The following is a 21,752-nucleotide window of genomic DNA, read 5'->3' on the forward strand; positions in this document are numbered from 1 at the left end:
AACGGCGTTCCCGACGCTTCAAAAGCATTTCACGCCCGCGCAACTATCCTTAGCTCGATTCGATACTTCGCATCGCGGCCCTCGCCGCTTAGATTCGTAGCGCAACGCTCCTGCGCCCGCCCGGGCGACCGCCAGAACAACGAATCGACGACGACATGAACCGCGAGACAACCCGCCCCTTCGCCCTCAAACGCGCCGCCACGGCGATCGCCCTCGCGCTCGGCGCGTTCACGGCGCTGGCCGCTTCAAGCCCCGCCGCGCACGCTCAAGGCGACGCGCTCGCCAGCCCGCAGTCCAATCCGCAAGCCAGCGCCGATGTACCCTCGCTCAAAGGCAAGCGCATCGGCATCACGGCGGCCGGCACCGACCACTACTGGGATCTGAAGGCCTATCAGGGCGCGATCGACGAAGTGAAGCGCCTCGGCGGCACGCCCATCGCGCTCGACGCGGGCCGCAACGACAATCGCCAGATCGCGCAGATTCAAACGCTGATCGCGCAAAAGCCCGACGCCATCGTCGAGCAGCTCGGCACCGCTTCGGTGCTGGAGCCGTGGTTGCAGAAAATCCGCCAGGCGGGCATCCCGCTGTTCACGATCGACACGGCCTCGCCGTCGAGCATCAACGACACCACCTCGGACAACTTCTTCATCGGCGAACAACTGGCGCTCAAGCTCGTCAACGATATTCACGGCGAGGGCAATATCCTCGTGTTCAACGGCTTTTACGGCGTGCCCGTGTGCGCGATCCGTTACGACCAGTTGAAGGCCGTGCTCAAGTATTACCCGAAGGTGCACATCATTCAGCCCGAACTGCGCGACGTGATTCCGAACACCGTGCAAAGCGCCTATGCGCAGGTCAGCCAGTTGCTCGCCAAGTATCCGAAGGGGCAGATTGCGGCGATCTGGTCGGCGTGGGACGTGCCGCAGGTCGGCGCGACGCAGGCGGTCGACGCGGCGCATCGCAACGAGATCCGCACCTATGCGGTCGATGGCAGCCCGGACGTCGTCACGCTCGTGAAGGACCCGAAATCGAGCGCCGCCGCCGTGGTCGCGCAGCAACCCGCGCTGATCGGCAAGACCGCCGTGGACAACGTCGCGCGCTATCTGGCCGGTCAGCGCGATCTGCCGCCGTACACCTACGTGCCGTCGATTCTCGCGACCAAGGAGAACGCCGGCGAGGTGCAGAAGGCGCTCGGTCAGGCCGCGCAAACCGGCCAGCTCGCCGCGAAATGAGCACGCCACGCGACGACGCGCGCGGCGAGCCGCCCACGCCGCAAGCGCACGAAACGCCGGCAGCACCCGCGCTCGAACTGCGCGGGCTCGTCAAGCAGTACGGCGGCGTGCAGGCGCTGCGCGGCGCGTCGTTGAGCGCGGCGCGCGGCACCGTGCACGGTCTGATCGGCCAGAACGGCGCGGGCAAGTCCACGCTCATCAAGATACTCGCGGGGCTGGAGCGCGCGGATGCGGGCGAGACTCGCGTCGATGGCGTGAAGCGCGACGGCGGCGCGCCTGGCGAGATCGCGTTCATTCATCAGGAGCGGCTGCTGTCGCCGACCTTCACCGTGGCCGAAGCGCTGGCGCTCGGCGACGAACCACGCGTGCCCGGCTTGCGGCGCCTGCGCGCCTTGCGCTCGCTGCTGCCGCTCGATCTGCGCCGCATGCGCCGGCGCGCGAGCGAGGCGCTCGCCGAACATTTCGACATCGCGCTGCCGCCCGACCGGCTGATCGGCGAACTGAGCGTGGCCGAACAGCAGATCGTGCAGATCACGCGCGCGCTCATGCGTGCGCCGCGCATTCTCGTTTTCGACGAACCGACTGCGGCGCTCGTGAGCCGCGAAGTCGAGCGCCTGCTGCAGATCATCGACCGGCTGCGCGCGCGCGGCCTGACGATTCTGTACGTCTCGCACTATCTGAACGAAATCGCCTCGCTGTGCGACCGCGTGACCGTCCTGCGCGACGGCATCGACGTGGCGCAGGTCGACGCGCGCACGACGCCCGTTGAAACGCTGGTCGAAGCGATGATCGGCACGCCGCCCGAGGCGCGCGCGCGCCGCGTCTCGAACGCGCGGACCAACGCCCACGACACGCAGAACACGCACGATGCGGTGCTCGAAGCCCGCGATCTGCACGCGCCGGGGCGCTTCGGTCCGCTGTCGTTCGCGCTGCGGCGCGGCGAAGTGCTGGGCGTGACCGGGCTGGTGGGATCGGGCGGCAAGCCGCTGGTGCGCAGCCTGTTCGGGCTGGAGCGCGGCGTGCTCGGCGAACTGCGCCTGAACGGCAAGCGCGTGCGCCTGCGCCGCCCCGCCGACGCCGTGCGGCGCGGCATCGCTTTCGTGCCCGAGGACCGCCGCCGCCAGGGCGTCGCGACCGCGCTGCCCGTGCGCGAAAACCTGTCGCTGGCGAGCCTCGCGCGCTTCAGCCGCTTCGGCCTCGTCGATACGCGCCGCGAGACCGCGGCCGCGCGCGCGCTGATCGACACGCTCGGCGTGCGCACGCCCGGCCCGCACGCGCCCGTGCGCCATCTCTCGGGCGGCAACCAGCAGAAGGTCGCGCTCGGCAAATGGCTGGGCCGCGCGCAGGCCGGAGGCGGCATCTACATCCTCGATGAACCGACCGTGGGCGTCGACGTGGGCGCGAAAGCGGACATCTATCGGCTCATCGACGAACTCGTGGCGCAAGGCGCGTCGGTGCTGATTTTTTCGAGCGATCTGCACGAACTGCTCGACGTGACCGATCGCGTGCTCGTGCTGGCACGCGGCGCGATCGTGCAGGACGTGGACTCGCAGACGGCCAGCACACAGGATCTGCTCGCGTGGGCCACGCTCGCGCGCCGCCGCGCCGGGGCCGCGCCAACTCAGGAGAACGCCGCATGAACGGCAAGGTGATCGAGCGCCTCGACGCGCTGGGCGACAAGCCCGACGCAACGCGCGATATCGACGCGACGCGCCAGCCGGCCGGCGCGCAATTCTGGCTGCGCGGCGGCGCGGTGCTCGCGTTCGCGGTGGTATTCGCGGTATTCGCGCTGACGTCGCCGCTCTTTCTCACGGTGGCGAATCTCGCCAATATCGTGCAGCAATCGGCGGTGGTCGGCGTGCTCGGGCTGGGGCTGACGGCCGTGCTGATCGGCGGCGGCGCGGATCCGATCAAGGGCGGCCTCGACCTCTCCATCGCCGCGAACATGGGCCTGTGCGCCGCCGTTTACGCGGTGACGCTGCGCGCCGGCGCGACCAGCGCCGAAGCCGTGGGCCTCACGCTCGCGGCGGGCGTGGCAGTCGGCGCGCTCAACGCCTGCGCCGTGCTCGGCTTGCGCATCCTGCCGCTGCTGGCCACGCTCACGACGATGAACCTCTGCGCGGGCCTCGAACTCGTGCTCACACAGAATACGTCGGTGCCCGCGTCCTCGCCGCTGCTCGGCTGGTTGATCGACGAAGGCGCGTTCGGCATCCCGCATATGGCGACGGCGCTGATCGCGGTCGCCGCGCTGTTCACGCTGCTGGTCCACTACACGCCGTTCGGGCTGCGTCTGCGCGCGAGCGGCGAGCACGCGCAAGCCGCGCGCGCGGCGGGCCTGAACGTGCGCGGCTACGTGGCCGCGAGCTATCTGCTCGGCGGATTCGCGGCGGGACTCGCCGCGCTCGCCTCGTCGGCGTTGCTGAGCGGCAGCTCGCCGGGCGCGGGCGAAAATCTGCTGGCGGTGGTGGCGTCGGCACTGCTCGGCGTGGTGTTTTCGCGCCGCATGGTCCCGACCATGCCCGGCACGCTGCTGGCCGTGCTGTTCATCGGCGTGGTCAGCAACGGCTTTCAACTCGACAACGTTTCCAGCTATTGGGTCAACGGCGTGGAAGGCGCGCTGATCCTGTTCGTGGTCGCGACCACGGCGCTGCTGCGTCGTCGTCATCTCGGAACCCATGCTCATGACTGACTGGTTCGCGCGCGTTCAGCGCTTTTCGCTGCCGGGCGCGCTGGTCGCCGTCAGCGTGTTCTTCGCGGTGTGCTCGCCGGGCTTCGCGCGTACGGCCAATCTCGCCGACGTGCTGCTCAACAACTTCGCGTTGCTGGCGATTGCGTCGCTCGGCATGACGCTCGCGCTCTCGATCGGCGCGGTCGATCTCTCGCTCGGCACCGCTGTCGATGTGGGCAGCCTTGTGTTCGTGCTGCTCACCGCGCATCACGTGGGCGTGCCGCTGGCCGCGTTCGCGGGACTCGGCGCGGCCTTACTGGTGGGCGCGTTCAACGGCGTGCTGGTGGCGGGACTCGGCATCGCGCCGTTTCTGGCGACGCTCGGCACGCTGTTTATCGGCCAGACCTTGCAGCAACTCGCCACCGATGGCGGCCAACCCGTTTATCTGCTCGGCATGAGCCTCCCGCCGCTGTTCAGCGCGCTCGCGCATGGCACCTTCGCGGGCGTGCCGCTGCCCTTGTGGATCGTGGCGGCGCTCGCGCTGGCCGTGCATGTGGCGCTAGCGCATTCGGTGTTCGGTCGCTACAGCGCCGCGCTCGGCTCGCAGCCGGGCGTCGCGCGCTATTCGGGCTTGCCGGTCGCGGCCGTGGTGGTCGCCACCTTCGTGGCGGGCGCGCTGATCTATGGCGTGGTCGGCCTGCTGCTGGCGTCGATGGTGAAAGCCTATGTGCCGCAAGCGGGCAACGGTTATCTGCTCAACGCGATCGGCGCGACCTTTATCGGCACGACGCTGTCGCGCACGCGACGCCCCAATGTGCCTGGTACGCTGCTGGGCGTGTTGCTGCTGAGTCTCGTTGCGAACGGATTGCTGCTGATCGGCTGGAACTTCTATTGGCAGCAGGTGGCCACGGGCGTGCTGATTTTCGCGGTGCTGGCGCTGAGTTTCGCCTCGCGACGCGCGGAATTCGCGTGAGGTGGTGCGCTTCGCTTACGCGAGCAGGCGCAGCGCCTCGTCGAGTGACAGCACCGTGCTGCGGGTTTCAAACGCGGTGGCGAACAGATGCTCGTGCACGACCTCATCCGGGTCGTAGCAACAGTCCTTGACGGTATAAAGGCGGAAATCCGCGTCGCTCGCGTGAGACAGCGACGAGAGCACGACGCCCGTCGACGCAATGCCCACCATGATCAGCGTATCCACGCCTTGCGCCGTGAGTTGCGCCTGCAAACCGGTGCCGGTGAATATGCTGGCGCGATGCGCGGCGATCAGCGCTTCGTCGGGCTGTTGAGCCAGTTCCGGCGCGGTCCGGTCGTCGATAAACAATCCCAGACTTTTAATGCCCTGCCCGTTCTTGTTCAACGGACTGACTTCCGGATAACCGGCGCTGAACCGCAGATTGGCGAACACCACGCGCACGCCTTTCGCTCGCGCGGCATCGCATAACGTGCGCGTATTCGCGAGCAAACCCGGCCCAACCGCTGGAAACAGCCCGAGAATATCGGTTTGATAGTGCATGACGAGCAACGCGGCGCGTGCGGGCTCGAAAGCGGTAAACACTGAATGCGCGTGAGCGGTCATGACGTCTCCACGGGGAAGCGGAACGCCACACGGTAACGCGGCGGTCCGATCCCGGCAAGTGTCATGCTCGCGCGCACACGCGCATCATGCGGGCTTATTGCAACGCAGCAACCACCGCCGCGCCCACGTCCGCCGTCTTCGACGTGCCGCCCATATCGGGCGTGCGCGGACCTTCCACGAGCACCTTTTCGATCGCCTGCATAATCGCGTCGTGCGCCGCCTTGAATTGCGCGTCGCCGTTGCCGAGGAATTCGAGCATCATCGCGCCCGACCAGATCATCGCGACCGGATTCGCAATCTGCTTGCCGAAAATATCGGGCGCGGAACCGTGAACCGGTTCGAACAGCGACGGAAATTTGCGCTCCGGATTCAGATTCGCCGATGCCGCGAGGCCGATCGTGCCCGTGCACGCAGGACCGAGGTCGGAAAGAATATCGCCGAACAGATTGGAGGCCACCACCACGTCGAAACGATCGGGCTGCAAAACGAAGCGCGCGCACAGAATGTCGATGTGCTGCTTGTCCCATTGCACTTGCGGATATTGCTGCGCCATCTCGGCGACGCGTTCGTCCCAATACGGCATGCTGATCGAAATGCCATTCGACTTCGTGGCCGCCGTGAGTTTCTTGCGGCCGCGCTGATTCGCGAGTTCGAATGCGTATTTGAGAATGCGATCCACGCCCTGGCGCGTGAACACCGATTCCTGCAGTACGAATTCGCGCTCGGTGCCTTCGAACATCTTGCCGCCCACCGAGCTGTATTCGCCTTCGGTGTTTTCGCGCACGACGAAAAAGTCGATATCGCCGGGCTTGCGGTTGGCGAGCGGACACGGCACGCCCGGCAGCAGACGCACGGGACGCAGATTCACATACTGGTCGAATTCGCGGCGGAATTTGAGCAGCGAACCCCACAGCGAAATATGGTCGGGCACCTTCTCGGGCCAACCCACCGCGCCGAAGTAAATCGCATCGAAACCCTTGAGCGTGGCGAACCAGTCGTCGGGCATCATCTTGCCGTGCTGCAGGTAGTAATCGCAGCTCGCCCAGTCGAAATGCGTGAATTCGATCGAGAGGCCGAATTGCTTCGCGGCGGCTTCCACCACGCGCACGCCCTCGGGCATCACTTCCTGACCAATGCCGTCGCCGGCAATGGCCGCGATCCTGTAAGTCTTGCTCATTGTTTCGGTTACCTGTTCGTGTGTGAAGAGACCATGGGGCAGGAATGGCGATGATCCATCCTGCCGCGCCGCCAAACCGCATCGAATATCGCCGCATTGTAGACGCGATTTGGCGAACCGCGAAGCGCTCCGGCACACGCGGCGCGGCGTTCGAACGCCCCAGCAGAAAATGCTGAAAAGCCCGCAAAAAGAGTATGCCGCTGCTGTTTGCGTGATTTTTTCCCTGCACGCCAATGCACGCGCGGCGCTACCATCGTGCGATCCACTTTGTCACTCACCGTCAATCAACGGGACCGTCACGTCATGTCCAATTCGCCGCTGATCGAAGCCGATCGCAAGCATCTGATTCACCCTGTCATCAACTATCGCGCGCATGAAGCGCGAGGGACGACCGTGCTCGAATCCGGTCACGGCGCGTATCTGCGCGATATCGACGGCAATGAATTGCTCGACGCGTTTTCGGGCCTCTGGTGCGTGAACGTCGGTTACGGTCAGCAGAGCATCGTCGAAGCCGCCACGCGCCAGATGACGCGCCTGCCTTACGCGACCACGTATTTCCATTTCTCGTCGGAACCGGCCATCGAACTGGCGCAGAAACTCGTCGAACTGACGCCGGCTTCGCTGCAACACGTGTATTTCACGCTCGGCGGCTCCGATGCGGTCGATTCGGCAATTCGTTTTATCACGCATTATTTCAACGCCACGGGCCGCCCGGGCAAGAAGCAGATGATCGCGCTCGAACGCGGTTATCACGGCTCGTCGTCGGTGGGCGCGGGCCTCACGGCGCTGCCGGCCTTTCATCGCCATTTCGATCTGCCGCTGCCGAACCAGCACCATCTGCCCTCGCCGTATGCGTATCGCCGCGAAGACGGTGCCGACGACGCCGCGCTGATCGCGGCCTCCGTCGCGTCGCTCGAAGCGAAAGTCGCGCAGCTCGGCGCGGAGCATGTGGCCGCGTTTTTCTGCGAGCCGATTCAAGGTTCGGGCGGCGTGATCGTGCCGCCGCGCGGCTGGCTCAAGGCGATGCGCGACGCGTGCCGCCGTCTCGACATTTTGTTCGTCGCTGACGAAGTCATCACGGGTTTCGGCCGCACCGGCCCGCTATTTGCCTGCGAAGCCGAAGATGTCGAGCCCGATCTGATGACGGTCGCGAAAGGCCTGACCTCGGGTTATGCGCCGATGGGCGCGGTGCTCATGTCCGACGCCGTGTATCAAGGCATCGCGGGGGACAAGAACGATACGGCGATCGTGGGCCACGGCCAGACCTACTCCGCGCATCCGGTGAGCGCCGCGATCGGTCTCGAAGTCTTGCGCCTCTATCACGAAGGCGGTCTGCTCGCGAATGCGCAGGCATTGGCACCCCGTTTCGCCGCCGGTCTCGACGGCCTGCTCGATCATCCGCTCGTAGGCGATTCGCGTCATCGCGGCCTGCTTGGCGCACTCGAGCTCGTCGCGAACAAAACTACGCGCGCGCGTTTCGATGCCTCATTGAAGCTCTCGGATCGCATCGCGGCTTCGGCTTATCGCAATCGCCTCGTGTTCCGCGCTTTCGGCGACAACATTCTCGGTTTCGCGCCCGCACTCTGTTATGGCGAAGCGGAATTCGAGCAATTGTTCACGCGCCTGAAACGCACGCTCGATGACGTGCTCGAAGACCGCGAGGTACGCGCCGCATTGTCGTAAAGGGATTGCTGAATTGCACGCGCTTTCTGAAAAGATACGCGCGCAAGCATCGCCTAAGTTCCGGCTGCGAGATTCGCCTTGAGTCTCGCGGCTTTTTTATTGCGAGCACGGATCAAGACGCGCCAGGCGCGCCGTGCGTAAAGAACGGCGCGCCGCCAGAAGCGAAGTTGAATTCGGAAGCGTGGTGATATGAGGCGTTTTCAGCCGTTGGGCCCGAACGGCGCGCCTGCATTGAGCCATTCGACCGGCGTGCAGCCCAACACACGCTTGAAATGACGGCACAAATGGCTTTGATCGAAGAAGCCCACTTCCGCCGCCACGAGCGAGGGGGATACGCCACGACGCAGCAAACGTTGCGCGTGACGCACGCGCACGATGCGCACATATTGTTGCGGCGACACACCCATTTCGCCGCTAAAACGCGCCGCGAAACGCGACACGCTCAGTCCCGCGATTTCCGCGAGTTCAGTCAGGCTGATCGGCTCGGCAAAACACGACTCGATGAAATCGAGCGCGCGTTGTATGGCGCGCGTCGTTTCCGTGGTGCGGGTTTCGCCGCTGCGCCGTGAAGTCGGCGCGGTCTGCAAAGTCGGAGCAATCAACATGGCATGCCTGCGAATCTTTGAATCAGGTTGCCGGAACCGATTGTTGCGCGGACTGCGAACTACCCGCGGGCGGCCGAAAAGCAGCAAAGCGACGAATGTCGAACGGCTCGATCGGCGTCGAGGTGGCGCCCGTGTCGATCAGTTCGGCCATCGTATCGCCCACGCCCGGTCCGAGTTGAAAACCGTGCCCGCAGAATCCGAATGCGTAGAACAAGCCGCTCGTCGTCCCGCTTGCACCCATGATCGGCCGATCGTCGGGCATATAGCCCTCAACACCACTCCAGACGCGAATGATATTGAGCCGTCTGAGCGCGGGCGCGACGCGCTGCGCCTGGCGAAATTGCAGCAAGGTGCTGTGCGGCAGCACTTTCGCACGGCGCGCGTCGAGAAACGCGGGCCCACGTGCGCAGCCGCCAATCACGATATTGCCGCGCGCGACCTGGCGGAAATACACGACCTCCGCGATCTGCGGCGACGACACGCCGACTGCCGGCGCGATGCTATACGGCACCGGTTCGGTCACGGCCATTTGCGGACCGTGCACGGCAATCGGCACCGGCTCGCCGAATTGCTCGCTCAAGGTGCTGCCCCATGCGCCCGCCGTAATCAGCAGAACGGGCGCATGAAACGTGCGGCCGTCGGCGCTGGTGGCGCGAAACTCATTGCCTTCTTTTTCGACCGAGACAATATCGGTGTTTTCAAAGATTTGCGCACCGAGTTTCGCGGCGGCGCGTCCGAACGCGGGCGCGGCGAGACGCGGATTCGCATGCCCGTCGATGGGCGCATACGAACCGGCCAGCACTTCAGGACCGATAAACGGAAAGCGCTTGCGCAAGGCATCGCCGTGCAGCATTTCCAGATCGAGGTTGTAATGCTTCGCATCGCGTGCGTAGGTCTCGAACATGTCGGCCTGCTCGGAGCGATAGCACACGCGCAAATGGCCCGACATCAGAAACTCGGCATCGTGACCGATCAATTCCGGCATGCGCAGCCAGATTTCCCGCGAGCGGTTCGCCAGCGGCAATTGCGCCAGCAAACGCCCTTGACGGCGCACGTTGCCGAAATTGGTGCCGCTCGCCTGCTGGCCGATCAGCTGGCGTTCGAGCAGAATCACCGACTTGCCACGGCGACGCAGAAAAAACGCGGTGGCGGCACCCATGAAGCCGCCACCCACGATCAATACATCGGCTTGCGCGCGCTTCACTCCGTCTCCTCCACAGTCGCGATGGCCAGCGGCTTCACGGGCGCCTGCCCGCGCAAACGTCCGACTTGCTCGAGCGGCACGCGCGCGGCGTCCGCGATAATTTCCGCCGCCGCGTGGCCGCAATAGCGCCCCTGGCAACGGCCCATGCCGACACGGCTCAGCGCCTTCGCGCGATTCGCTTCCTGCGCGCCCTCGTCGTGGATCACGCGGCGCAATTCACCCGCCGTGATGCCTTCGCAGCGGCACACCATGGTTTCGTCGGGCAGCTTCGCGGCCTGTTGCGCGGGCCACTCGAACGCCTGCGCCAGCCCTTCGCGAAAGCGGTCCATGCGGCGCTGCTCGCGTTTGAGCGCGTCGAGCACGGCCGCTTGCGCGCCGCGGCCCAGATCGATCAGCGCGGCATGCGCGGCGAGACGCCCCGCGTTCTCCGCACCATCCGCGCCGAGCACACGCACGCCGTCGCCCGCGAGATACACGCCCGGCACGCTGCTGCGCCCGAGTTCGTCGATTTGCGGGAGCCATTGGCGCGTCAGCGTATCGAAGCGGAACGCGCAGCGCGCAAGATCGGCGAGTTGCGTTTCGGGACGCAAGTGATAGCCCATGCCGATGGCGTCGCAATCGATCTGTTCGATCTTGCCGCTCGCGGTGCGAAAGCGCACGGCGCTCACACCCTCGTCCGGCGTGCCGACGATTTCGACCGGCTCGATGCCGTTGTACATTTGCACGCCCGCGCGCTTGAGCGCACCCACGAGCGCACTGCCTTTGCGCAAGACATCGAAACGCGCTAGCAGCTTCGGCAACGCACGCAGACGCGCGCCCGCCGCCGACGTGTCGAGCACGGCGGCGACTTTCGCACCCGCCTGCACATATTGACTTGCGACCAGATACAGCAGCGGCCCGGTGCCCATGAACACCACGCGCCGTCCGATCGAACAGGCCTGCGATTTCAGCGCGATCTGCGCCGCGCCGAGGCTATAGGTACCCGCGAATTGCCAGCCCTTCACGGGAATCAAACGATCGGTTGCGCCGGGACACAGAATCAGCGCATCGTAATCGAGCGCGCTCGCGTGACCGTCGCGCACGATATGCAGTTTTTTGTCCCAGATATTCCACGCGAGCGTTTGCGGCCGATAATCGATCTGCGCGCGCAAACGCGTGAACGTCTCGTGCAGATCCTGCGCACGCAGCGCTTCGGTGCCGTAGAGCTTCGCATAGGGGCGCGTAAAACCATCGGGCTGACGCCGATAGATCTGGCCGCCGTCGCGGCGGCCTTCGTCGATCAGCGTCGGGCGCAGCCCCGCGGCCAGCAGTGTTTGCGCGCAACGCACGCCCGCCGGCCCCGCGCCAACGATCACAATGCGAGGTTCGCCCATTGCGCCTCCGGTTGAGTGGTCACGAGGCGCATGCCCGCTTCGACCACGGTCGTGCAGGCACGCAGGCGTTCGCCCGTATCGGTCCAGACCCAGCAGTCCTGGCACGCGCCCATCAGGCAATAGCCCGCGCGCTTTTCCTCGCCGAATTCCGACTGGCGCACATATCGCACGCTGCACAGCATGGCCGTGAGCAACGTATCGCCTTCGAGCGCCTCAACGCTGTGTCCGTCGATCACGATCGACACGTTGGCGCGTGCGGTTTCGCCGAGCCGCACGAATCGTCCGTTCATGCCGCCGCTCCCGTCGCGCCTTCGGGCGCGCTTTGCGCCTCGCCGCGATTGCCGAGCACGTGACGCAGGAATTCGCGCGTGCGGGCTTCGCGCGGCGCGCACAACACCTGCTGAGCGCTGCCCTGTTCGATGATGTGGCCGCCGTGCAGGAAGCACACGCGGTCCGCGACTTCGCGCGCGAAACCCATTTCGTGCGTGACCACCAGCATCGTCATGCCTTCCTTCGCGAGCGTGCGCATGACGCTGAGCACTTCGCCGACGAGTTCGGGATCGAGCGCGGAAGTAGGTTCATCGAACAGAATCGCTTTCGGCTTCATCGCGAGCGAACGCGCAATCGCCACGCGCTGCTGCTGACCGCCCGAAAGCTGATGCGGATAGTAATGAAGCTTGTGGCCGAGCCCGACCTTGTTGAGCAATTCCTCGGCGTCGCGCTTGGCCGAATGCAGCGGTTCCTTCTTCACATGCACGGGCCCTTCCATCACGTTTTCGAGCGCGGTGCGATGCGGAAACAGATTGAATCGCTGAAACACCATGCCCACTTGCGTGCGCAGATGATTGATATGACGCGAGCGCTGTTCGACACGCTGATCGAGCAGTTTGATTTCGCCCGCGTCGTACGATTCGAGCGCGTTAATGCAGCGCAGCAGCGTCGATTTGCCGGAGCCGGACGCGCCGATCAGACACACCACTTCGCCCTGTTCGATCTTCAGCGAAATGCCGTTGAGCACGGGCGTGGCGCCAAAGCTCTTGTGGACATCGGTAATTTCGATCATCGCAACCTCACTTCTTCGCCTTGTGCTTGCCGAAACGGCGCTCGAGATGCCGCGTCATGCTCATGAGCGGCAGGCTCATCAGCAGATAGCCGATCGCCACGAGCGTATAGACGGTGATGTTCTGGAACGTCGATGCCGCGATCAACTGACCTTGTCGCGTCATTTCCGCCACCGTGATGGTGGACGCGAGCGACGAGTCCTTGAGCATCATCACCAGCGTATTGCTGTACGGCGGCAGCGCGACCTTCACCGCTTGCGGCAGGATCACGCGCACCATCGTTTTCACGCGGCCCATGCCAAGCGATTGCGCCGCTTCATACTGGCCCGGATCGACGGCCTCGATACCCGAGCGGATGATTTCCGCCACGTAGGTCGAATAACCGAAACTCAAGCCGATAATGCTCGCCTGCAATGCCGACACTTCAATATGAAAGTCCGGCAAGACGAAATAAATATAGAACAGCAGGACAATCATCGGCAGGCCGCGCACCACGTTGATCATCGCGCTCACGGCCGTCACCACCGCCGGATAACGCGACATCTTGAGCAGCGCCCACACGAGGCCGAGCGCAGTGCTCAGCAGCAGGCAGCCAACCGTGATGATGATGCTCATCACCGCGCCTTGCAGCAGGATCGGGACAAAATCGACTATGTCGTGCCAACGCATGGTGTGCCTTATGCTTTCATTCGCGAACGGGGGAATGCCCGCGAGTCATACGCCGCGCCGCAAAGGCGGGCCGGGCCGGAACGCGGCGCGGAGCAAACCGTCTCGCCGCTCCGCATTCCGGTCGTTCAGTGGCGGATCAGCTCGCCAGGTGCCACTTCTTCAGGATCTTGTCGAGCGTGCCGTCGGCCTTCATCTTCGTGAGTGCGTCGTTCACTTTCGCCAGCAGCGCCGTGTTGCCCTTCTTCACGCCCACGGCGATGTCGAACTTCTCCATCGGCACGTAATCGTCGTCAACGCGCGTACCGGCCATCGCGCCCGCGGATTCCTGCGCCTTGAGAATCGGGTAGTCGTTGAAGCCCGCCACGATGCGGCCGATCGCAACGTCGCGCGTCATGTCGGCCGGGCTGTCGTACATCTTCACTTCCTTGAAGATGCCGAGCTTGACGAGCTGGTCGCCGTAGTCGGTGCCCGTGGGCGCGCCGACCGACATGCCCTTCATGTCCTGCACCGACTTGTAGTTGGTCTTGTTCGTCGACTTCACGATAATGCCTTCGCCGAACGCCGTCACCGGCTGCGAGAAGTCCACCACTTCGGCGCGCTTGGGCGTGGGCGTCATGCCCGCGACGATGATGTCGATCTTGCCCGAGACCACGGAGGGAATCAGCGCGGAGAAGGGCACGGCCTGATACGACACGTCGAAGCCCTCGCGCTTGCCGATTTCGCGCACGACGTCGGGCATGATGCCCTCGATCTTCTGCGTCTTGACGTCGAGGAAGGTGGTCGGCGCGCTCGACGGCGGCGAGCCCGCGGTCAGCGTCGGGGTATCGGCATGGGCAGCGCCGCACAACAGCGAGAACGCGACGGAAGCGGCGGCGAATGCAAGGGTGGTACGCGACATGGTCTGGTTTCCTTGTGGAGAGTCTTGACTATTTGCGCTGCGCCGTGAAAGGGTCGGCGCTCGGCATCGGCTCAATGAAGCACGTCCTGCAACCGGTAATACGCGCCGACGAGCGGCAGAAACCACGCGCGCCCGAAGTGTCCGGGAATCGCAGGCCATTCGAGCGCTCGCCACGGGTTGCGCGTGGCGGCACCGAACATCACGTCGGCCATCACGCGGCCCATGTGCACCGACATCTGCACACCATGGCCGCTGTAGCCCATCGAATAGAACAAACCTTCGTGCTCGCCCGCGCGCGGCAGCCGGTCGGCTGTCATGTCGACGAGACCGCCCCAGCAGTAATCGAGGCGCACGTCGGCGAGTTGCGGAAAATACTGAAGCATGCCGTCACGCAAAATGCGGCCGCTCTTTTCGTCCGAACGCGGATTCGACATCGCGAAGCGCGCGCGGCCGCCGAACAGCAAACGGTCGTCGTGCGTGGGACGAAAGTAATTGCCAATCTGGCGCGTCGTCACATACGAGCGGCGCGTGGGCAGCAGCGCATCGAGACGCGCCTTGCCGAGAGGCTCCGTGACGACGATGAAACTGCCCACGGGCGCGATGCGGCGGCGGAACCATTGCAACGGGCCGCTTTGCGACGCCCCCGTGGCGAGCAACACGCGATCGGCGCGCAGCGTCCCGCGCTCGCACTGCACTTCGTAGGCGTGGCCGCCGAGCGGCTTGAGGCCGACCATCGGCGTTTCTTCGAAGATCTGCGCGCCGTGACGCGCCGCCGCTTCGGCCAGACCGACACCGAACTTGCCCATATGCAGCTGCATGCCGTTGTGCTGCACGAGGCCGCCATAGAAACCGTCCGATGCGATTTCGTCGCGAATACGTTCGCGCGAAATCAGCTCGACATCTTCATCGACATCGCGCTTCAACGCTTCGAAAGTCTTCGCCAGCGATGCGTAGTGATGCGGCTTCGCAGCGAGCTTGATCTTGCCGCTCTTGCGCAGATCGCAGGGAATCTGTTCTTCCTCGACGATCTGCGCGACCGACTTCACGGCTTCGGCATAGGCGCGATAGAACAGCGAGGCGCGCTCCGTGCCGAGCTTCGCCGAGAGCGCCGCATAATCCTGCGCGACGCCCGTATTGCAGTGCCCGCCGTTGCGGCCCGACGCCTGGCCTGCGATGCGCCCGGCTTCCAGCACGGTGACCGAGTAGCCGCGCTTCGCGAGCGCCAGCGCCGCCGACAGCCCGGTAAAACCGCCGCCGACCACGGCCACGTCCACGCGGCCGGCGAGCGGCCCCTGGGCGGGCTTCGTAAAGCGCGGCGCGGTATCGAGCCAGTACGAATCGAGCTTCATCGTGTTGCGTTCCTGATGACCGACGGTAAGTGCAAGTGGGCGAATGAACGGGCGGCCGAGACGCTTAGACGCCGAGGAGTTCGGCGAGCTGCGGCAGTTGCTTCACTTCGTTGACCTGGTAATACGGCGTGAGCGGCTCATGGTTGCGATTCACGAAAGCCTTGTGCTTGATACCCATGTCATAAGCCGTCATCAGGTCGTAACGGAAACTCGACGACACGTGCAGCACGTCTTCCGGATTGCAGTCGAGCTGGTCGAACATGTACTCGAACGCCTTGCGCAGCGGCTTGTACGCCTGCGCCTGCTGGGCGGTGCAGACCTTGTGGAACGGCGCGCCAAGCTTTTCCACGTTGCTGTGGATCTGCGAGTCGTCGGCGTTCGAGAGAATCACGAGCTTGTACTTCGTGGCGAGGCGCGACAGACCTTCCGGCACGTCCGGATGCGGGCCCCACGTGGGCACTGCCTCGTAGAACTTCAGCGCCGTGGCTTCGTCGAACGGCACGCCGGTGCGCTCGCAGGTGCGGCGAATCGAATTCACCACGACGTCGCGAAACGGCTTCCACGCGCCCATCACCTCGTCCAGACGATAACCGCGGAAGAACTCCACGAACTCGTTCATCCTGGCGGCATCGAGCTTGTCGCCGTAAAGCTGGCGCGCGGTCTCGGCCATCTGGAAGTTGGTCAGCGTGCCGTAGCAGTCGAAGGTGATGTACTTCGGCTCGAAATCGATCATGGTCTGCATCCTGTCGTCGTGGCGAACCTGTTTTCAGGCTCGAATCAAGTGAGAACGGCGCGCTGCGCATGCATGCCAATTAATCAGTCATGCTGACGAACTTGGCGCGGCCCGCGGTGTCGAAATTACCTGTGAAGCGTTGCGCGCAATCCGTGTTCACTGAAATGAACGCTGCACGGATCGTGCATCTATACGGCGAAGCTGGAACCGAAGTTAAAGCGTGAGTTGAAGCGAATGCGGTAATACTCAGGCCGTGTCGAAATCGATCAGCACGCTCTTGTGGCGCATGCTGGCTTCGAGCGCCTGGCGTCCGAGATCCTTGCCGATACCCGACTGCTTGAAGCCGCCGGTCGGAATGATCATGTCGCCGCTGCGGCCATAGCGATTGATCCAGACCGTGCCCGCTGCAATGCGCCGCATCGCCCGCATGGCCTGGCCAATATCGCTCGTATGCACGCCTGCCGCGAGACCGTAGGTCGGGTGCGCCGCGAGCGCGATGCCCTCCTCTTCGTCCTCGAAGGTTTGCACGGTGAGCACGGGGCCGAACAATTCTTCGCGCACGGCGGGCGTGTCGTCGGTGACGTTGGCGAGCAACGTCGGGCGATGAAACCAGCCGTTTTCGGTGTCGTCGAAAAAGCCGCCGCCGCACAGCACTTCCGCGCCTTGCGCACGGCTCTCGTCGATCAGCGTGGCAATGCGTTGCGCCTGTGCGGGGCTGATGATCGGCGAATAACGCGTCGCGCTCGACCACATCGCGCCCGGCGCGATGCCCGCGAGTTCGCGTTGCACGGCGTCGATCAGCGGTTCGGCAATGTGCTTATGAACGATCAGGCGCGTACCCGCCACGCAGGCCTGGCCGCCGTTCGCAGTAAAGCCGCGCGCCACGCAGCGCGCCGTGTGCGCGAGGTCCGGCACCTGCGCGAACACCAGTTGCGGGCTCTTGCCGCCCAGTTCGAGCGTGACCGGCTTGGTGCCGTGAAAAGCGGCTTCGCTCATGATCGCGGCGCCCGTGCGCGTCGATCCGGTGAAGCTCACCTTCGAGATATCGGGGTGACGCGTGATCGCCGAACCGGTGGTCGCGCCGCGACCGTTCACGACATTGAAAATGCCGGGCGGCATGCCCGCTTCAATCGCCAGTTCAGCAAGACGCAACGTGGAAAACGGCGTCATTTCCGAGGCTTTGAGCACGACCGCATTGCCGGCCGCGAGTGCCGGACCGCATTTCCACGAACACATCGAAAGCGGAAAATTCCACGGCGTGATCGCGCCGATCACCCCATAGGGCTCCGAGGCGACGAAGCCGAGACTGCCTTGACGCGTCGCGGCGATGTCGCCGCCGAGCTTGTCCGCGAGTTCCGCGAAGAAGCGAATCGCTTCGGCCGTGAACGGCACATCCGACGCATACGCTTCCGCGACCGGCCGCGTGGAGCTGACTGCTTCGAGCTGCGCCAGCGCGACCACGTTTTCGTCGATCAGTTGCGCCCAGCGCGTCAGCACCCGGGCGCGTTCGCGCGGCGAGCGCGTGCCCCAGCCGCTCGTCTTCCATGCCTGCAGCGCATTCGATACCGCGTAATCGACGGTCTGCGCCGTGGCGTCCGGCACATAACCCAGCAGACGGCCGTCCGAAGGACGATGCACGGCGATCGGCGTTTCATCGGTCTGGTAGTACGCGCCGCCAATGAAATGGCCTTGCGGCAGCGTGATTGCGGACGGATCGAAATCCAGCGACGGAGTAGTCATGCTCTGCCTGTTCGAAAACCGGTTAGCCCGGCGATGGCGCGCTCGCGAGTCGTCACGTGCGCGGCTTCGCCGCTTCAGCAAGTGGTGGTTCGATGCCTTGGCGGCAAAATGAACAACCACGCGTTGAAATTCATTATAGTGAACAGAAGAGGCTTGGCTAGTGATCAAAAATAATTCTGCGAAAAGCATGCTCATGCGCTTTGCTTACGCGAGAAACGGGCCAGGGCGAACCCGTAGCGGCGAGTTGACACACGCGCGCTTCATTAATGGCGCGCAGGTGACACGCAGTCGGCACGCAGGCAATCGGCAGAAGAATGAAACAACAAGGCGTGCGCGTTCATCCGCGCGATACAGGCCAGTATCGCGGGCATCAACAGGAATGAAAGCGTGGGGAGATCGCGGGTGAAGCGCGTTCAGAAAAAAGCGAGGAAGAACAACCGGGATGCGGCGCCGATACCGGCGAAAAGCGGCGCCGCCAGAGATACTTAAAGATGAATGACCGGCGGGCGCGTGTTCATGATCCACAACAGCCGCGCCGTCTTGCTGCTTTCATTGCGCACACTGTGCGGCACCGTGCTCTTGAACTGGAAACTGTCGCCCGCGCGCAGTTCGGCGCGCTGATCGCCCACGTTCAGGATCACCGTGCCCTCCATCACGAGGCCGCATTTTTCGCCGACGCCCACCAGCACTTCCTCCGACCCCGAGCCCGCCGGCAGCATGATGACCATCATCTGCAAATCGTGCTCGCCATGCGGCGAAAGCAGCTCTTTCTGCATGCCGTTTTTGCCCACCTCGAACAGCGGGCGCTCCGCCGCGCGCCGCACGAAATCGCCCGTGAGCGGATCGGACGGCGCGTCGTCTTCTTCCAGCAACGCGCTCAACGGCACGTCGAGCGCCTGACGCAGACGCTCCAGAATACGCACGGACGGATTGGCCTTGTTGCGCTCGACCTGGCTCACGGTGCCGACCGACACGCCCGCGCGCAGCGCGAGTTCATTGACGGACAGGCCGCGAGCATTGCGCAGCGCGCGCAGCCGCGCGCCGACATCGGCGTGGCTCGGCAACACCGCGATTTTCTTGCTGGACTGGGTTCGCATGAGTTTCCTGTTGAATTCGGTGCCGGACGCGCAAAACCGGTTCGTTCCCCAACGCCGGCGCACGATTTCGGTGCATGGCGACGGCGCGGCGCGCCCGCTGCGTGACATCGAGGCACGCACACTGCCACTCATTATATTGAAACTTTTCTGAATGCGATGAACAATAAAAAAGCCGCGCGCTGCCGCCGCTTGTGCTCGCTCAAGTCAGGAAGATCGTCCTATGAAGCCTGTGAGCCGCATGCGACAGTCGAATCTGAACATGCCGTCCACGTCGTTATCCAGGAGTCCGCTGTGTCCGAATCCGCCGTCAAGCCCGACCTTCACTATCGCCGTTTCAGCGCCGACGACATCGACGCCGCCCACGGTCTTTCCGTGGCCGTGCGCTGGCCGCATCGCCCCGAAGACTGGCGCTTCGCCGTCGAGGCGGGCGAAGGCTTCGTCGCCGTCGACAACGGCGTCGTGATCGGCACGGCGCTGTGCTGGAAGTTCGGCGCCGACCGCGCCACGCTCGGCATGGTGATCGTCTCGCCCGATCAGCAAGGACGCGGCATCGGCCGCAAGCTGATGGAACTCGTGCTCGAGGCGCTCGGCGAGCGCGTGACTTTCCTGCACGCCACGCCCGCCGGTCAGCCGCTCTACGAAAAGCTCGGCTTCGCCGCGTGCGGCGGCCTCACGCAACATCAGGGCACGGTCGAACAGGCGCCCGCCGTCGTGCTGCCGCAAGGCGAAACGCTGCGCGCCGTCACGCCCACCGATCTGCCGACGCTCATCGATCTCGCCTCGCGCGGCTGCGGTCTCGACCGCAGCGCCACGCTGCCCGCCCTGCTCGCGGTCGCGCAAGGCGGCGTCGTGCTCGAACGCGACGGCATCATCACCGGCTTCGCGCTCGCGCGCCGCTTCGGCCGCGGCTACGCCATCGGCCCGGTGGTCGCCGCGACGGCGGGCGATAGCGGCGATCAAGACGATCACGCGCGCGCGAAAGCCCTCGTCTCGCACTGGCTCGCGCAACACGTCGGCGACTTCGTGCGCCTCGACGTGCCGGGCGGCGCGGGCATCGAAGCGTGGCTGCCGGGCGTCGGCCTCGTGCCCGTGGATTCGGTCGTCAAGATGGTGCGCAACGCGAGCGCCGCGCAGCACAGCGGCGAGCCCGACGCGGCCTGGCGCGCTTACGGCATCATCAATCAGGCGATGGGCTGACGTGCCATGACGGTGTGCATCCAGCCCGCCCTGTAGCGGACTGGATGCCGCCCGCATTCGCCAAGGAACCCGAATCAACCGGCCCCGACTCGACGTTTCTCCGTCGATCAACTTTCTCAGCCAGGAGGTCCCGCATGAGCATGGACGCCTATCCGATCGAAGTCGCGTTCCCCGACATCGCCGCGCACGCCGAAGGCAACACCGGCATCGCCTACGTGCATACGTTCGACTCCGGCGCGCCCGGTCCGCATGTAATGGTGAACGCCCTCACGCACGGCAATGAAGTGTGCGGCGCGATCGTCGTCGATGCCTTGTTGCGCGCGCAACTTCGTCCGCGCCGCGGCCGTCTCACGCTGGCGTTCGCGAATGTCGATGCGTACGCGCGCTTCGATCCCGCGCAACCGGACAAGGCGCGTTTCGTCGATCAGGATTTCAACCGCGTCTGGACCGCCGCCACGCTCGACGATACGTCGCGCCGCTCGTCCGAACTCGATCGCGCGCGCGCCATGCGCCCCGTGATCGATAGCGTCGATCTGCTGCTCGATCTGCATTCGATGCACGAAAAAAGCGCGCCGCTGATCGTCGCCGGGCCGCTCGACAAGGGCATCGCGCTGTCCGCGCAACTCGGCGTGCCCGCCACCGTGATCTGCGACGAGGGCCATCCGGAAGGCCGACGCATGCGCGACTACGAAGGTTTCGGCGATCCTCAAAGCGCGAAGAACGCACTGCTGATCGAGTGCGGACAGCATTGGGAAAAGCGTGCCGTCGATGTCGCGCGCGACAGCACCGCGCGCTTTCTGCTGCACGCGGGCGTGATCGACGCGAGCGATCTGCCCGGCGGCTGGCTCCTGCCGCTGCCCGCGCAGATGACCGTCGTGCGCGTAACCGAACCCGTGGTCGCGAGCAGCATGGATTTCCGTTTCGCCGGTCCTTATACGGGCCTCGAAACTTTCGATACGGCGGGCACGGTGATTGGCTGGTCGAACGGCGAGCCCGTGCTCACGCCCTACGACGACTGCATGCTCGTCATGCCTTCGCTGCGTCAGTTGCGGCCCGGCGTAACCGTCGTGCGGCTCGGCCGCATCGAACAACGACTCGATCACACTTCACGTCAACAGGAATTCATTCAGTGAAAGTTCAGCAGATTCAGCAGGCCGCCCAGGTGGCGGGACTCGAAGACTGGGGTACGGCGGGCCTGCCCGGCACGCAGCCCGCGCGCGTCACGGGCCGCCAGGTGGTGATTCCCGGCGCGGAAGCCGTCGATACGGGCGTGTTCGAATGCTCGCCTGGCACCTACCGGCGTTCGGTGAAGGAAGCGGAGGTGATGCATTTCCTCTCCGGCTCGGGGAGCTTCACGCCCGATGGCGAAAAAGCGCTGCATTTCAAGGGCGGCGACACGATGTTCTTCGAAGCCAATACCGAAGGCCTTTGGGAAATCAACGAAACGCTGCGCAAGATCTACGTGATTTTCTGATGCTGCATCGCACCGC

General features: G+C 64.7%; 22 protein-coding genes. 9 read left to right on the top strand and 13 right to left on the bottom strand.

Annotation, left to right across the window (positions count from 1 at the left end; translation table 11 throughout):
• The first annotated feature begins 155 nt into the window (after window positions 1–155).
• The 4 genes from G5S35_RS24095 to G5S35_RS24110 are packed head-to-tail and all read left to right on the top strand — an operon-like array spanning window position 156 to window position 4,873.
• The gene (locus G5S35_RS24095) at window positions 156–1,232 is read left to right on the top strand and encodes a sugar ABC transporter substrate-binding protein (protein ID WP_065059637.1); all 1,077 of its coding nucleotides are present in this window, start codon (window positions 156–158) and stop codon (window positions 1,230–1,232) included.
• Complete coding sequence (locus tag G5S35_RS24100) at window positions 1,229–2,872, top strand: sugar ABC transporter ATP-binding protein (protein WP_183039782.1); 1,644 nt, start codon at window positions 1,229–1,231, stop codon at window positions 2,870–2,872. Before G5S35_RS24095 ends, G5S35_RS24100 begins: the two co-directional genes overlap by 4 nt.
• A complete protein-coding gene (locus G5S35_RS24105) occupies window positions 2,869–3,921 on the top strand; it encodes an ABC transporter permease (RefSeq protein ID WP_080180765.1) in 1,053 nt (350 codons plus the stop codon). Before G5S35_RS24100 ends, G5S35_RS24105 begins: the two co-directional genes overlap by 4 nt.
• A complete protein-coding gene (locus G5S35_RS24110) occupies window positions 3,914–4,873 on the top strand; it encodes an ABC transporter permease (protein ID WP_183039783.1) in 960 nt (319 codons plus the stop codon). The genes G5S35_RS24105 and G5S35_RS24110 overlap by 8 nt, the downstream gene beginning before the upstream one ends.
• Before the next feature lie 15 nt (window positions 4,874–4,888).
• Here the strand turns inward: G5S35_RS24110 and G5S35_RS24115 are convergent, their stop codons facing one another.
• Window positions 4,889–5,476, bottom strand: coding sequence for a cysteine hydrolase family protein (locus tag G5S35_RS24115; RefSeq protein ID WP_065059639.1), 588 nt, complete (start codon window positions 5,474–5,476; stop codon window positions 4,889–4,891).
• Window positions 5,477–5,570: 94 nt separating this feature from the next.
• Window positions 5,571–6,653, bottom strand: a complete 1,083-nt coding sequence (locus tag G5S35_RS24120) for a tartrate dehydrogenase (RefSeq protein ID WP_065059640.1) — start codon at window positions 6,651–6,653, stop codon at window positions 5,571–5,573.
• A 303-nt stretch (window positions 6,654–6,956) separates the two neighbouring features.
• Here G5S35_RS24120 and G5S35_RS24125 point away from each other — a divergent pair, with 303 nt between their 5' ends.
• Window positions 6,957–8,336 carry an aspartate aminotransferase family protein gene (locus G5S35_RS24125; RefSeq protein ID WP_074985213.1) on the top strand — a complete coding sequence of 460 codons (1,380 nt, stop codon included), beginning with the start codon at window positions 6,957–6,959 and terminating at the stop codon, window positions 8,334–8,336.
• Between the two features lie 200 nt (window positions 8,337–8,536).
• Here the strand turns inward: G5S35_RS24125 and G5S35_RS24130 are convergent, their stop codons facing one another.
• The 11 genes from G5S35_RS24130 to G5S35_RS24180 form a co-directional block, all read right to left on the bottom strand.
• Window positions 8,537–8,941 carry a helix-turn-helix domain-containing protein gene (locus G5S35_RS24130; RefSeq protein ID WP_080180764.1) on the bottom strand — a complete coding sequence of 135 codons (405 nt, stop codon included), beginning with the start codon at window positions 8,939–8,941 and terminating at the stop codon, window positions 8,537–8,539.
• A 22-nt stretch (window positions 8,942–8,963) separates the two neighbouring features.
• On the bottom strand, window positions 8,964–10,145 hold the full coding sequence (locus tag G5S35_RS24135; RefSeq protein ID WP_183039784.1) for an NAD(P)/FAD-dependent oxidoreductase: 1,182 nt from the start codon (window positions 10,143–10,145) through the stop codon (window positions 8,964–8,966).
• Entirely contained in the window at window positions 10,142–11,518 is a 1,377-nt protein-coding gene (locus G5S35_RS24140; protein ID WP_065059644.1) for an FAD/NAD(P)-dependent oxidoreductase, read from the bottom strand. The genes G5S35_RS24135 and G5S35_RS24140 overlap by 4 nt, the downstream gene beginning before the upstream one ends.
• Entirely contained in the window at window positions 11,497–11,808 is a 312-nt protein-coding gene (locus G5S35_RS24145; RefSeq protein ID WP_065059645.1) for a (2Fe-2S)-binding protein, read from the bottom strand. Before G5S35_RS24145 ends, G5S35_RS24140 begins: the two co-directional genes overlap by 22 nt.
• Window positions 11,805–12,581, bottom strand: coding sequence for an amino acid ABC transporter ATP-binding protein (locus G5S35_RS24150; protein ID WP_065059646.1), 777 nt, complete (start codon window positions 12,579–12,581; stop codon window positions 11,805–11,807). Before G5S35_RS24150 ends, G5S35_RS24145 begins: the two co-directional genes overlap by 4 nt.
• 7 nt (window positions 12,582–12,588) lie before the next feature.
• A complete protein-coding gene (locus G5S35_RS24155) occupies window positions 12,589–13,248 on the bottom strand; it encodes an amino acid ABC transporter permease (protein WP_065059647.1) in 660 nt (219 codons plus the stop codon).
• A gap of 136 nt (window positions 13,249–13,384) precedes the next feature.
• Window positions 13,385–14,146 (bottom strand): ABC transporter substrate-binding protein, encoded by a 762-nt coding sequence (locus tag G5S35_RS24160; RefSeq protein WP_065059648.1) that lies wholly within the window; start codon window positions 14,144–14,146, stop codon window positions 13,385–13,387.
• A gap of 71 nt (window positions 14,147–14,217) precedes the next feature.
• Window positions 14,218–15,495 (bottom strand): NAD(P)/FAD-dependent oxidoreductase, encoded by a 1,278-nt coding sequence (locus G5S35_RS24165; RefSeq protein WP_065059649.1) that lies wholly within the window; start codon window positions 15,493–15,495, stop codon window positions 14,218–14,220.
• Between the two features lie 64 nt (window positions 15,496–15,559).
• The gene (locus tag G5S35_RS24170) at window positions 15,560–16,228 is read right to left on the bottom strand and encodes a haloacid dehalogenase type II (RefSeq protein ID WP_065059832.1); all 669 of its coding nucleotides are present in this window, start codon (window positions 16,226–16,228) and stop codon (window positions 15,560–15,562) included.
• Window positions 16,229–16,474: 246 nt separating this feature from the next.
• Complete coding sequence (locus tag G5S35_RS24175) at window positions 16,475–17,968, bottom strand: aldehyde dehydrogenase family protein (protein WP_065059650.1); 1,494 nt, start codon at window positions 17,966–17,968, stop codon at window positions 16,475–16,477.
• Window positions 17,969–18,453: 485 nt separating this feature from the next.
• Window positions 18,454–19,065, bottom strand: coding sequence for a helix-turn-helix domain-containing protein (locus G5S35_RS24180; protein ID WP_065059651.1), 612 nt, complete (start codon window positions 19,063–19,065; stop codon window positions 18,454–18,456).
• Here G5S35_RS24180 and G5S35_RS24185 point away from each other — a divergent pair.
• The 4 genes from G5S35_RS24185 (at window position 19,064) to G5S35_RS24200 (ending at window position 21,736) form a co-directional block, all read left to right on the top strand.
• Entirely contained in the window at window positions 19,064–19,216 is a 153-nt protein-coding gene (locus tag G5S35_RS24185; protein WP_156773727.1) for a hypothetical protein, read from the top strand. The two genes, G5S35_RS24180 and G5S35_RS24185, sit on opposite strands and share 2 nt — an antisense overlap.
• Before the next feature lie 140 nt (window positions 19,217–19,356).
• Window positions 19,357–20,262, top strand: a complete 906-nt coding sequence (locus tag G5S35_RS24190) for a GNAT family N-acetyltransferase (RefSeq protein ID WP_237181642.1) — start codon at window positions 19,357–19,359, stop codon at window positions 20,260–20,262.
• 140 nt (window positions 20,263–20,402) lie between these two features.
• Window positions 20,403–21,395, top strand: a complete 993-nt coding sequence (locus G5S35_RS24195; protein ID WP_065059833.1) for a M14 family metallopeptidase — start codon at window positions 20,403–20,405, stop codon at window positions 21,393–21,395.
• Complete coding sequence (locus tag G5S35_RS24200; RefSeq protein WP_065059653.1) at window positions 21,392–21,736, top strand: cupin domain-containing protein; 345 nt, start codon at window positions 21,392–21,394, stop codon at window positions 21,734–21,736. Before G5S35_RS24195 ends, G5S35_RS24200 begins: the two co-directional genes overlap by 4 nt.
• Window positions 21,737–21,752 lie beyond the last annotated feature (16 nt).

This window comes from Paraburkholderia tropica, assembly GCF_014171495.1.
Taxonomy (GTDB): domain Bacteria; phylum Pseudomonadota; class Gammaproteobacteria; order Burkholderiales; family Burkholderiaceae; genus Paraburkholderia; species Paraburkholderia tropica.